The sequence below is a fragment of the Streptomyces sp. NPDC029292 genome, assembly GCF_055569295.1.
In genome coordinates this window covers 120,441-132,198 of the sequence record NZ_JBVHXR010000001.1, presented here as the reverse complement: position 1 = coordinate 132,198, position 11,758 = coordinate 120,441, and the positions used below count along the sequence as shown (strand labels likewise).

The following is an 11,758-nucleotide window of genomic DNA, read 5'->3' as shown; positions in this document are numbered from 1 at the left end:
AACCGCGCAGGTCACTCCCCGCTCACCAGCACCACCTCCAGGGTGCGCGGACCGTGCACACCCTCGACCCGGTCGAGTTCGATGTCGCTGGTCGCGGACGGGCCGGAGATCCAGGTCAACGGGCGGGTCGGATCGAGCCGAACCAGCGCCTGGGGCACGGAGGAGACGACCTGGTCCGGGACGCGTACGACGCAGATGTGGTGGTCGGGAACGAGCGTGATCCGGCGACGGCCCTGGTCGGGGGAGCCGTCGAGGACGATGGTGCCGGTCTCGGCGATCGCCACGGCGCATGCGGTGACCACACTGTCGACCGCGTCCAGCTCGTGCGGCGTGTTGTCGAGCCGGTCCGGGACACGCCTCGCGTCGGTCGCCGCCAGCCATGCCTCGTCCAGACCGGCCGGTACGACCACCGACGCCGAGCCCCGCTCGGCGAGCAGCCCGGCGACGGTCGCCGCCAGCTCATCGACGTCGCAGCGGTGCACGACCGCCCGATAGTCCGCCAGGTTCTCGGCGAGCAGATCCACCGTCTCCTCGACACTCCGTTCGCCGTGCTCGCGCAGATAACTCCGCTCAACGGCCTGCTCGTACGGCGTGTCGTCCTGTCGTACGTCCGCGATCGCGCGCCGCACCCGGCCGAGGACCACATCCCTGCTGCTCACTTCGTGTCCTTTCCGCCCTGCGTACGCTGCCACCAGTCGCGGAACGGCTCCGCGGGCACCGGCGGCAGATCACGGCTCTCGCTCCACGCCTTGCCGGGACCCGGCAGCGTCCGCGGATGGAAGCGGCGCGTCCGCGATGCGAGCCGCTGGCCGGTGCGCAGTGCGCCGGGGTGGCTGAACGCCCAGCGCGCCGCACGCATCGCCGCCCGCTCGGCGGCATGTCCCTTGGCGGGCTTGAGGACGACCGTGTTGCCGTCCCGCGTCGCCCGGCCGCCCTCGGCCACCCGCTCGCGCAGATGTACGAGCACTTCGGGGATGTCGATCGCGACCGGGCAGACGTCGTAGCAGGCGCCGCACAGCGAGGAGGCGTACGGGAGGGAGGCGTCGATCTCGCTCGCGGTGCCCCGGAGTTGGGGGCTGAGGATGGCGCCGATCGGGCCCGGATAGACCGAGCCGTACGCGTGGCCGCCCGCCCGCTCGTACACCGGGCAGACGTTGAGACACGCCGAGCAGCGGATGCAGCGAAGGGCCTGACGGCCGACCTCGTCGGCGAGCGTGTCGGTGCGGCCGTTGTCGAGGAGGACCAGGTGGAAGGTCTGGGGCCCGTCCTCGTCGGTGGTGCCGGTCCACATCGAGGTGTACGGGTTCATGCGCTCGGCGGTCGAGGAGCGGGGGAGTGTCTGGAGGAAGACCTCCAGGTCCTGCCAGGTCGGCACGATCTTCTCGATGCCGACGACCGAGATCAGGGTCTCGGGGAGCGTCAGGCACATCCGGCCGTTGCCCTCCGACTCCACGACCACCAGCGTGCCGGTCTCGGCGACCATGAAGTTGGCGCCGGAGATGCCGACCTTGGCGCGCAGGAACTTCTCCCGCAGGTGCAGCCGGGCGGCCTCGGCCAGTTCGGCGGGCGTGTCGGTCAGGCCCTCGGGGGCCGGGCGGCCCCACTCGCTCATCTCGCGCGCGAAGATGTCGCGGATCTCGCCGCGGTTGCGGTGGATGGCCGGGACGAGGATGTGCGAGGGGCGGTCCTTGCCCAACTGCACGATGAGTTCGGCGAGATCGGTCTCGTAGGCGTGGATGCCCTCCGCTTCGAGGGCTTCGTTGAGGCCGATCTCCTGAGTGGCCATCGACTTGACCTTGACGACCTCACTCTCGCCGGTCACCTTGACCAGCTCCGCGACGATCCGGTTGGCCTCCTCGGCGTCGGCGGCCCAGTGCACGGTGCCGCCGGCCGCCGTGACCGACTCCTCCAACTGCACCAGATAGTCGTCGAGATGGCGGAGCGTGTGGTCCTTGATCTGCTTGCCCGCCTCGCGCAGCGCCGCCCAGTCGGACACTTCCGCGACCGCGTGGGCACGCTTGGCGCGGATCGTGTGGGTGGCGTGGCGCAGATTGCCGCGCAGGGTCGCGTTGTGTACGGCTTCGTGCGCGGCCTTCGGGAAGGCCGGCATGCCGACGAAGGTCCCGCTCATGCGCTCGGCTCCCGCACTGTGCTTCCGTTCATGCCAGCGGCTCCTCTTCCGTGCTCGCCAGGATCTCCGCGATGTGGACGGGGCGCATGCCCGTGTTGAGCCGGGCCATCGTGCCGCCGATGTGCATCAGACAGGAGTTGTCGGCGGCGCACAGCACATCGGCGCCCGTCGACTCGGCGCTGCGCACCTTGTCGGCGCCCATCGCCGCGGAGACATCGGGGTTCTTGACGGCGAAGGTGCCGCCGAAGCCGCAGCACTCGTCCGCGCCGGGCAGCTCGCGCAGCTCAAGTCCCTTGACGGCCTGGAGCAGTCGGCGCGGCCGGTCGCCGAGGCCCAGGCTGCGCAGGCCGTGACAGGTGGGGTGGTAGGTGACCGTGTGCGGGTAGTACGCGCCGACGTCCGTCACGCCGAGTACATCGACGAGGAACTCGGTGAGCTCGTACGTCTTCGGCACGACCGGCGCCAGCGTCTTGGCCAGGGTGTCGCCCCGCCCCTCGGCGCGCGCCCGCGCTCCCATCCGCGGATACAGCTCCCGCACCATCGCCCCGCATGATCCGGACGGCGTCACGATCGCCTCGTACTCCCCGAATACATCGGAGAAATGCCGGGCAAGCGGCTCGGCCTCATGACGGTAACCGGTGTTGTAGTGCGCCTGCCCGCAGCACGTCTGCCCCATCGGGAAGTCGACGTCAACACCCAGCCTGGTCAGCAGTTTCACCACTGCGCGGCCGGTGTCCGGATACAGCGTGTCGTTGACACAGGTCAGGAACAGGGCGACACGCATCGCAGCTCCTTGGGATCGATCATCGGATGAGTGCAGAGTACGCGGCGGGCGCGCGCCACGGGAGCCCCCGCTCACGGACGGGTGAGCCGGTCCTCGGCGGCGCGCCAGGCCGTCGCGTCGCCCCGGGGCTCGTACCGCTGCAACGGCTGCGTACGGGCGAGGAGCCGCCGCATCGACATGCGGTCGCCGACCAGCCCGTGTGCCCGGGCCTGAACGAGGACGTTGCCCAGCGCTGCCGCCTCCGCCGGGCCCGCCACCACAGGCAGGCCGCAGGCGTCGGCGGTCAGTTGGCACAGCAGGGCGTTGCGGGTGCCGCCGCCGACGATGTGCACGACGTCGACCGGGTGGTCGGCGAGGGACTGGGCCTCGACGACCGCCCGGCGATGAGCGAGGGCGAGCGAGTCGAGGACGCAGCGCGTGACCTCGGCCGGTGACTCGGGCACCGGCTGCCCCGACTCCCGGCAGGCGTCGGCGATCCGGGACGGCATCCGGCCCGGCGCCAGGAACGCCGCGTCGCTCGCGTCGACGACGGACCGCAGCGGTGTCACCTCGGCAGCGGCCGACAGGAGCTCCCCCAGGTCGGGCTGCCCCCATTCCCGTACGCATTCCTGGAGCAGCCACAACCCCATGATGTTCCGCAGATAGCGGACCGTGCCGTCGAGGCCCAGCTCATTGGTGAAGTTGGCCGCCCGGCTCGCCTCGGTGAGCACGGGCGCGTCCAGCTCCAGGCCCGCGAGGGACCAGGTGCCGGTGCAGATGTACGCGAAGCGCTCCCCGGTGGCGGGGACGGCTGCCACCGCCGAGGCGGTGTCGTGCGAACCGACCGTGGTCACCGGGACCGGGCCGGTCAGTCCGGTCTCCTCCAGCACGTGCGGCCGCAGCAGCCCCGCGGGGTCTCCCGGGCGACGCAACGGCGCGAACAGCTTGAGGTCGATGCCGAGACGCGCCGCGAGGTCGTACGACCAGTCGCGCGTCCGGGGATCGATCAGCTGGGTGGTCGAGGCGTTGGTGAGCTCGGTGCCCGCCTCACCGGTGAGCCAGTACGTCAGCAGGTCGGGGATGAGCAACAGACGCTCGGCGGAGACGAGTTGAGCGGATGATCGGGCCGCCGTCACCTGGTACAGCGTGTTGAAGGGCGCGTACTGGAGCCCGGTCGCCGCATACAGATCGGCGGGCGGCACGGTGGCCCACACCTTCTCGGCGACACCCTCCGTACGGGCGTCGCGGTAGTGCACCGGGTTGCCGAGCAGCGCCCCGTCCGCGTCCAGCAGCCCGTAGTCCACGGCCCAGCTGTCGATGCCGACCGAGTCGACCTGCCCCGCCGCGCGCAGGCCGTCGAGGACGCCCGCGTACAGCGCCAGGATGTCCCAGCGCAGCCCCTCGGGGATCCGGACCGGCCGGTTCGGGAAGCGGTGCGCCTCGGTGACGTCCAGCGAGTCCGGCCCCACGCGGCCGACCATGACGCGCCCGCTGGACGCGCCGAGGTCGACCGCCGCGTACGACTTCACAGCCCTCACCGGCTTCACGGCCGTCACCTGCGTCATCGGAGGAACGCGGCTGCGACGCCGGCGTCGACCGGGATGTGCAGGCCGGTGGTGTGCGTCAGGTCCCCACCCGTCAGGGCGAACACCGCGTTCGCGACATGCTCCGGCAGCACCTCGCGCTTGAGGATGGTCCGCTGGGCGTAGAACTCGCCGAGCTTCTCCTCCTCGATGCCGTAGGTCGCCGCGCGCTGCGCACCCCAGCCCGCCGCGAAGATTCCGGAGCCGCGCACGACGCCGTCGGGGTTGACCCCGTTGACCCTGATCCCGTGCTCACCCAACTCAGCGGCCAGCAGCCGTACTTGATGGGCCTGGTCGGCCTTGGTGGCCGAGTACGCGATGTTGTTGGGACCGGCGAAGACCGCGTTCTTCGACGCGATGTAGACGATGTCGCCGCCCAGGCCCTGCCGGGTCATCACGCGGGCCGCCTCGCGGGAGACGAGGAAGGAGCCGCGGGCCATGATGTCGTGCTGGAGGTCCCAGTCGCGGACCGAAGTCTCCAGCAGGGGCTTGGAGATGGAGATGCCCGCGTTGTTCACCACCAGGTCGACTCCGCCGAAGGCGAGCACCGCCGCCTTGAAGGCCTCGGCGATCTGCTCCTCGGAGGTCACGTCGACGGTGACGGCGACGGCCTTGTCGGGACCGCCCAGTCCCTCGGCCACCGTCGCGGCTCCCTCCGCGTTCAGGTCCGCGACCACGACACACGCGCCTTCGGCGGCCAGCCGCTGGGCGATCGCCTTGCCGATGCCGCTGCCCGCCCCCGTCACCAGCGCGACGCGCGTCGCGAGCGGCTTGGGCTTCGGCATCCGCTGGAGCTTGGCCTCCTCAAGGGCCCAGTACTCGATGCGGAACTTCTCCGACTCCTCGATCGGCGCGTACGTGGAGACGGCCTCGGCGCCGTGCATGACATTGATCGCGTTGACGTAGAACTCGCCGGCCACGCGCGCGGTCTGCTTGTCCTTGCCGAAGGAGAACATGCCGACACCGGGGACCAGCACGATGGCCGGGTCCGCGCCGCGCATCGCGGGGGAGTCGGGCAGGGCGTGCCGCTGGTAGTAGGCGGCGTACTCCTCGCGGTACTCGCCGTGCAGCTCCTTGAGCCGGGCGATGGCTGTGTCCAGGTCGGCGGTCGGCGGCAGATCGAGGACGAGCGGCCTGACCTTCGTCCGCAGGAAGTGGTCCGGGCAGGAGGTGCCGAGCGCCGCGAGACGCGGGTGCTCGGCGCGGGCGAGGAAGTCCAGGACGACGTCGGAGTCGGTGAAGTGGCCCACCTGCGGGCGGTCCTGGGAGGCGATGGCCCGGATGGACGGCGCCAGCGCCGCGGCCCGCTCGCGCCGGTCCGCCTCGGACAGGGCCCCGTACCCCTCAACGACGGGCCCGAACGGCTCCGCCTTCCCGTGCTCGGCGAGGAATGCCTCGGCGGTGCGGATGATGTGCAGCGAGTTGCGCTCGCACTCCTCGGCGGTGGCGCCCCACGCGGTGATGCCGTGGCCGCCGAGGACACAGCCGATCGCCTGCGGGTTGGCTTCCTTGACGGCCGCGATGTCCAGACCGAGCTGGAAACCCGGCCGGCGCCACGGCACCCACACCACACGGTCACCGAAACACTCGGCCGTCAGCTTCTCGCCGTCGGCCGCGCAGGCCAGCGCGATACCGGAGTCGGGGTGGAGGTGGTCGACGTGCGGCGCGTCCACCAGTCCGTGCATCGCGGTGTCGATCGACGGGGCTGTGCCTTCCCCTCCCGAGGGGCCCCCCTTGCCGTGCAGGCAGTAGTCGAACGCGGCGACCATCTCGTCCTCGCGCTCCACGCCCGGGTAGACCTCGGTGAGCGCCCGCAGCCGGTCCAGCCGCAGCACGGCCAGCCCCGACTCCTTGAGCGTGCCGAGGTCCCCGCCCGACCCCTTGACCCACATCAACTCGACGTCACCACCGGTCACGGGGTCCGTGTCGGTGCCCTTGGCGGACGCGTTGCCGCCCGCGTAGTTGGTGTTGCGGGGATCGGCGCCGAGCCGGTGAGAGCGGGCCAGCAGGGCGGCGGCTTCGGGATGGGGTGCCATGTTCCTAGTCCTTAAGAAGAGTTACGTACGTGTGCTCAGACGGGGACCCGAGGGTGCGCCCCGACAGGGGCGCGGGGAACTGCGCGATCAGCCCGACTCGACCCGCGGACTGCCACCGGCCCGGTCGGGCAGACGAAACGCAGCGATCACGCCCCCCAACCCGCCTGCTGCCCACAGACCCGCTCCTCGGCGATCTTCGCGGCCCAGCCGGAGCGGTGGTAAGCGGCGACCGGATCGGCCCCAAGGCCGAGCTCCTCGCGCACCTCGGCGAGCAGCGGCCGTACGTCGGTGTTGTACGCATCCATGAGCACGGCATTCGCCCCGAGCACGTCACCGGTGCGCTGGGCCTCGGCGAGCGCGGAACGATCGACGAGGAGTGCCTTCGCCGTGGCCTCCTGCACGTTCATCACCGAGCGGATGATCGCCGGAATCTTGGCCTCGATGTTGTGGCACTGGTCGAGCATGAAGGCCACGTCCGATGTGAACCCACCCCCGCGGATCACCTCGTACATGATCCGGAACAGCTGGAAGGGATCGGCGGCACCGACCATCAGGTCGTCGTCGGCGTAGAACCGGGAGTTGAAGTCGAACCCGCCGAGCTTCCGCTCGCGCAGCAGCGTGGCGACGATGAACTCGATGTTGGTGCCCGGCGCGTGGTGGCCGGTGTCGACGACGACCTGCGCCTTGTCGCCGAGCTTGAGACAGTGCGCGTACGCCGTGCCCCAGTCCGGCACGTCGGTGGAGTAGAAGGCGGGCTCGAAGAACTTGTACTCCAGCAGCATCCGCTGGTCGTCGCCGAGCCGCTCGTAGACCTTCGCCAGGCCCTCGGCGAGACGGTCCTGGCGCTCACGGATGTCGTCCTGACCGGGATAGTTCGTGCCGTCCGCGAACCACAGCTTCAGGTCCTTCGAACCCGTCGCGTCCATGATGTCGACGCACTCAAACAAATGATCAAGAGCCTTGCGGCGCACGGCGGCATCCGGGTGGCAGATCGAGCCGAGCTTGTAGTCGTCGTCCTGGAAGGTGTTGGAGTTGATCGTCCCCAGCGTCAGGCCGCGCTCCTCGGCGTACTTCGCCAGCGCCGCGTAATCGTCGACCTTGTCCCAGGGGATGTGCAGCGCGACGGTCGGCGCCGCCCCGGTGAACTCGTGCACCTTCGCCGCGTCGTCCAGCTTCTCGCGCGGATTGCGCGGGACTCCGGGTTGCGCGAACACCTTGAAGCGGGTCCCCGAGTTCCCGTACGCCCACGACGGCGTCTCGACGGCCTGGGTCTTGAGCGCGGCCTTCACCGCGGCGAGCTCGGTCACTTCGGGGCTCCTACGACTTCGGGTCTGAAAAGACGTCCGTGAACTTCTGTCTGAAACGATTCAGGAGGCGAAGCTATGAGCCCCCCAGGGGGCTGTCAACCCCTGCGGCGTAGACCGTTCGCCGTGACTCTTTCGCGACCTTGGGGCATCGAAAAATTTCGACACGAACCCATTGACGTGACCTGGGTGACCTGCCTAACGTCCCGGCAACCCAATTGAAACCTTTCACGACGCTGTGAGGGCCGTGCCGCCGGCGTCGTCGAGGAGCCCTCATGACCCACCCGTCCGACACGGGTCCGGCCCCGGTGCTGGCGCTGAAGGACATATCCAAGTCCTTCGGCGCCGTCCGCGCCCTGCGGGACGTGTCCCTGGAACTGTTCCCCGGCGAGGTGCACGCCCTCGCCGGAGAGAACGGCGCGGGCAAGTCGACCCTCATCAAGACGCTCGCCGGCGTGCACCGACCGGACGCCGGTCAGGTGCTGCTGGACGGTGAGCCCACCGTCTTCCACGGTCCTGCCGACGCCCGGGACGCGGGCATCGCCGTGATCTACCAGGAGCCCACGCTCTTCCCCGACCTGTCGATCGCCGAGAACATCTTCATGGGCCGTCAGCCCCGGCGGGCGCTGGGCCGCATCGACCACAAGGCGACGCACGCCGCGACCCTGGCCCTCATGAAGCGGCTCGGTGTCGAACTCGACCCCGACCGCCCGGCGCGCGGCCTGTCCATAGCCGACCAGCAGATCGTCGAGATCGCCAAGGCCCTCTCCTTCGACGCCCGCGTCCTGATCATGGACGAGCCGACCGCAGCCCTCACCGGCAGCGAGGTGGCGCGCCTGTTCGGCGTGGTCCGCACACTGCGCGAGCAGGGCTCGGCGGTGCTGTTCATCTCGCACCGTCTGGAGGAGATCTTCCAGATCTGCCGGCGGGTCACGACCCTGCGCGACGGTGCCTGGATCTCCAGCGAACCGCTGGACGGCATGACCGAGGACGACCTCGTACGCCGGATGGTCGGCCGCGACCTCGACGAGCTCTATCCCAAGCGGGCGGTGGAGGCCGGCTCGGTCGCGCTGAGCGTGCGCCGCCTGACCCGCGAGGGCGTCTTCACCGACGTCTCCTTCAACGTCCGGCGCGGCGAGATCGTCGGTCTCGCCGGGCTCGTCGGAGCTGGGCGTACGGAGGTGGCGCGGGCCGTGTTCGGCATCGACCGCTGGGACGCCGGTGAGGTGGCGGTCGACGGCAGGTCGCTGACGAACGGAGCGCCCTCCACGGCCATGGCGGCGGGGCTCGCCCTGGTCCCCGAGGACCGGCGCGCCCAGGGCTTGGTGATGGACATGTCCATCGAGCGCAACATCGGCCTGACCGGGCTGCGGACGACGGTCAAGGCGGGCCTGATGGACCGCGGCGCCGAACGCAGCCGCTCCCTCGACTGGGCCGTCAAGCTCCAGGTGAAGTACGCGCGCATCGCCGACACGGTCTCCACGCTCTCCGGCGGCAACCAGCAGAAGGTCGTCCTCGCCAAGTGGCTCGCCACCGGCCCCAAGGTGCTGATCGTCGACGAGCCGACCCGCGGCATCGACGTCGGTACGAAGGCCGAAGTGCACCGGCTGCTCGGCGAGCTGGCCGCCGACGGGGTGGCCGTCCTGATGATCTCCTCCGACCTGCCCGAGATCCTCGGCATGGCCGACCGCGTGCTCGTGATGCACGAGGGCCGGCTCACCGCCGAGATCCCACGCTCCGAAGCCACCGAGGAATCCGTGCTGGCCGCAGCCACCGGGAGGGCCGCGTGAGCGCCGCACGCACGGCCGCCGGGCCGCACACGAACACGATGCCCGCACCTCTGCGCCGCGCGGGCGGAGAAGCGAACAGAAGGAGGGCGGCATGACGGTGACTGCACCCAACCCCGCCCCCGCCGCCGAAGTGCCCAAGTCCAGCGGCACCCGGCTGGTCGACCGCGTCTTCAAGATGCGTGAGCTCGCCATCCTGGCCGTGTTCCTGGTGATGATCGTCATCACCCAGATGGGCAACTCGGAGTTCCTGTCCGAGCAGGGCATCAAGGACCTGCTGCTGAACGCCACGATCCTGGTGCTCGTCGCCACCGGCCAGTCGCTGGTCGTGATCACCCGGAACGTCGACCTGTCGGTCGGTTCGATACTCGGCATCAGCGCCTTCGCGGCCGGTACGTATCTCCAGGGCGGCGGAAACCCCGTCGTGGCGCTGGCCCTCGCGGTCCTGCTCGGGGTCGGCTGCGGACTGGTGAACGGGCTGCTCGTCAGCCTCGGCCAGGTGCCCGCGCTCGTCGTCACCCTCGGCACGCTCTACATCATCCGCGGCATCGACTCCATCTGGGTCGGCTCCCGGCAGATCACCGCGGCCAACCTCCCGAACGGATTCGTCGACTTCGGCTCCGGCGGCATCTCGGCGGTGCCGTGGCTCGCGCTGATAGCGCTGGCGGTGGTGGTCGTCACCGCGTACTACCTCAAGCACTTCGGCAGCGGACGCGAGCTGTACGCGCTGGGCTCCAACCCGGAGGCCGCACGGCTCGCCGGGATCCCCGTCCGCAAGCGGATCCTGACCGCGTACATCGTCTGCGGAGGCCTCGCAGGCCTCGCGGGCGCGCTGTACCTCGCCCGGTTCGGCAACGTGGACTCCGGCACCGGCAACGGCTACGAACTCACCGTCGTCAGCGCGGTCGTGGTCGGCGGCGTCGTCTTCACCGGCGGCTCCGGCAGCGTCTACGGGGCCGCACTCGGCGCGCTGCTGCTCACTTCCATCAACAGCGTGCTGCCCGCCCTCGGCGTCAGCTCCGTCTGGGTGCTCGCCATCAACGGCATCCTGCTCATCCTCGCCATCGCGGTCGACCGGATCGTCGCGCTGCGCGTGGCCCTGGCCCTGAAGAAGAGGAACGCCCGCCATGGCTGACTCGCCTCTCGCGCGCGCCGTCCGCTGGACCGCGTCTTTTCGGTGGGACGGGGTCGTCGGCGCCCTCCTCATCGTCGTCCTGCTGTTCTCCTTCGGCTTCGTCGACGGCTTCGGCAACGCCCTCAACCTGTCGTTCCTGATCGGCAACACCCTGCCGATCGCGCTGATCGCCCTGCCGATGACGCTGCTCGTGGTGGCCGGGGAGATCGACCTCTCCGTCGCCTCGACGGCCGGTCTGTCGGGTTCCGTCATGGGCGCCCTGTGGAACCAGGGCATGCCGATCGAGACGATCATCCCGCTGTGCCTGCTCCTCGGCGTGGTGTGCGGGCTGGTCAACGGCCTGCTCGTGACCCGGCTCGGGCTGCCGTCCCTCGCCGTCACCATCGGCACGCTCGCCGCCTACCGGGGCATCGCGCAGATCGTGCTCGGCTCCGACGCGGTGACCGACTTCCCCACCCAGTACCTGGACTTCGCGGCCGGACGCATCGGCGACACCTTCCTCCCGTACGCCTTCCTGCCCTTCCTCGTCCTGTTCGCCATCGCCGTGGTCGTGCTGCACGCCACCCCGTTCGGACGCTCGGCGTTCGCGGTCGGCGCCAGCGAGGAGGCCGCACGGTTCGCGGGCGTCCGCGTCAAGCGGCAGAAGCTGATTCTCTTCGTGGCCACCGGTTTCATGGCCTCCCTCACCGGCATCTTCTGGGCGCTGCACTACGCCAGCGCCCGCTACGACAACGCCACCGGACTCGAACTCTCCGTCGTCGCCGCCGTGTTGCTCGGCGGCATCGACTTCGACGGCGGCAAGGGCACGCTCGGCGGCGCGATCGCGGGAGTCTTCCTGCTTGGCGCGCTGCAGAACGTGATGAGCCTTGTGAACGTCTCCGCGCAGTCCCAGATCGTCGTCACCGGCGTTCTGCTCGTCGTCTCCGTGCTCGGCCCCCGGGTCGCTCGGCAGATCTCCGTAGCGAGGGCGGGCCGCAGAGCCGCCTCGACTGCGACCTCGTAACCCCTCCGCTCACCCT

At 70.2% G+C, this 11,758-nt stretch carries 9 protein-coding genes; 3 read left to right on the top strand and 6 right to left on the bottom strand.

Features of this window, described 5'->3' with window-relative positions:
- Positions 1 to 11: 11 nt before the first annotated feature.
- The 6 genes from ACZ4WS_RS00675 to rhaI form a co-directional block, all read right to left on the bottom strand.
- Positions 12 to 659 carry a LutC/YkgG family protein gene (locus ACZ4WS_RS00675; protein WP_467975896.1) on the bottom strand — a complete coding sequence of 216 codons (648 nt, stop codon included), beginning with the start codon at positions 657 to 659 and terminating at the stop codon, positions 12 to 14.
- Positions 656 to 2,131 (bottom strand): LutB/LldF family L-lactate oxidation iron-sulfur protein, encoded by a 1,476-nt coding sequence (locus tag ACZ4WS_RS00670; RefSeq protein WP_467975894.1) that lies wholly within the window; start codon positions 2,129 to 2,131, stop codon positions 656 to 658. The genes ACZ4WS_RS00675 and ACZ4WS_RS00670 overlap by 4 nt, the downstream gene beginning before the upstream one ends.
- Before the next feature lie 28 nt (positions 2,132 to 2,159).
- Positions 2,160 to 2,915 carry a (Fe-S)-binding protein gene (locus ACZ4WS_RS00665; RefSeq protein WP_467975892.1) on the bottom strand — a complete coding sequence of 252 codons (756 nt, stop codon included), beginning with the start codon at positions 2,913 to 2,915 and terminating at the stop codon, positions 2,160 to 2,162.
- A 71-nt stretch (positions 2,916 to 2,986) separates the two neighbouring features.
- On the bottom strand, positions 2,987 to 4,423 hold the full coding sequence (locus ACZ4WS_RS00660; protein ID WP_467977108.1) for a rhamnulokinase: 1,437 nt from the start codon (positions 4,421 to 4,423) through the stop codon (positions 2,987 to 2,989).
- A gap of 32 nt (positions 4,424 to 4,455) precedes the next feature.
- Positions 4,456 to 6,513, bottom strand: a complete 2,058-nt coding sequence (locus ACZ4WS_RS00655) for a bifunctional aldolase/short-chain dehydrogenase (RefSeq protein WP_467975891.1) — start codon at positions 6,511 to 6,513, stop codon at positions 4,456 to 4,458.
- 146 nt (positions 6,514 to 6,659) lie between these two features.
- Positions 6,660 to 7,820 carry an L-rhamnose isomerase gene (gene rhaI, locus ACZ4WS_RS00650; RefSeq protein WP_467975890.1) on the bottom strand — a complete coding sequence of 387 codons (1,161 nt, stop codon included), beginning with the start codon at positions 7,818 to 7,820 and terminating at the stop codon, positions 6,660 to 6,662.
- A 272-nt stretch (positions 7,821 to 8,092) separates the two neighbouring features.
- Here rhaI and ACZ4WS_RS00645 point away from each other — a divergent pair, with 272 nt between their 5' ends.
- From ACZ4WS_RS00645 to ACZ4WS_RS00635, 3 genes are all read left to right on the top strand, one after another.
- A complete protein-coding gene (locus ACZ4WS_RS00645) occupies positions 8,093 to 9,607 on the top strand; it encodes a sugar ABC transporter ATP-binding protein (RefSeq protein WP_467975888.1) in 1,515 nt (504 codons plus the stop codon).
- A gap of 91 nt (positions 9,608 to 9,698) precedes the next feature.
- Positions 9,699 to 10,739 (top strand): ABC transporter permease, encoded by a 1,041-nt coding sequence (locus tag ACZ4WS_RS00640; RefSeq protein WP_467975886.1) that lies wholly within the window; start codon positions 9,699 to 9,701, stop codon positions 10,737 to 10,739.
- The gene (locus tag ACZ4WS_RS00635) at positions 10,732 to 11,742 is read left to right on the top strand and encodes an ABC transporter permease (RefSeq protein WP_467975885.1); all 1,011 of its coding nucleotides are present in this window, start codon (positions 10,732 to 10,734) and stop codon (positions 11,740 to 11,742) included. The genes ACZ4WS_RS00640 and ACZ4WS_RS00635 overlap by 8 nt, the downstream gene beginning before the upstream one ends.
- The last annotated feature ends 16 nt before the right edge of the window (positions 11,743 to 11,758 follow it).

Coding starts and splice junctions, on each gene's coding strand:
- ACZ4WS_RS00670 (WP_467975894.1), bottom strand. CDS start 2,131: ATGAGCGGGACCTTCGTCGGCATGCCGGCCTTCCCGAAGGCCGCGCAC.
- ACZ4WS_RS00665 (WP_467975892.1), bottom strand. CDS start 2,915: ATGCGTGTCGCCCTGTTCCTGACCTGTGTCAACGACACGCTGTATCCG.
- ACZ4WS_RS00655 (WP_467975891.1), bottom strand. CDS start 6,513: ATGGCACCCCATCCCGAAGCCGCCGCCCTGCTGGCCCGCTCTCACCGG.
- ACZ4WS_RS00645 (WP_467975888.1), top strand. CDS start 8,093: ATGACCCACCCGTCCGACACGGGTCCGGCCCCGGTGCTGGCGCTGAAG.
- ACZ4WS_RS00640 (WP_467975886.1), top strand. CDS start 9,699: ATGACGGTGACTGCACCCAACCCCGCCCCCGCCGCCGAAGTGCCCAAG.
- ACZ4WS_RS00635 (WP_467975885.1), top strand. CDS start 10,732: ATGGCTGACTCGCCTCTCGCGCGCGCCGTCCGCTGGACCGCGTCTTTT.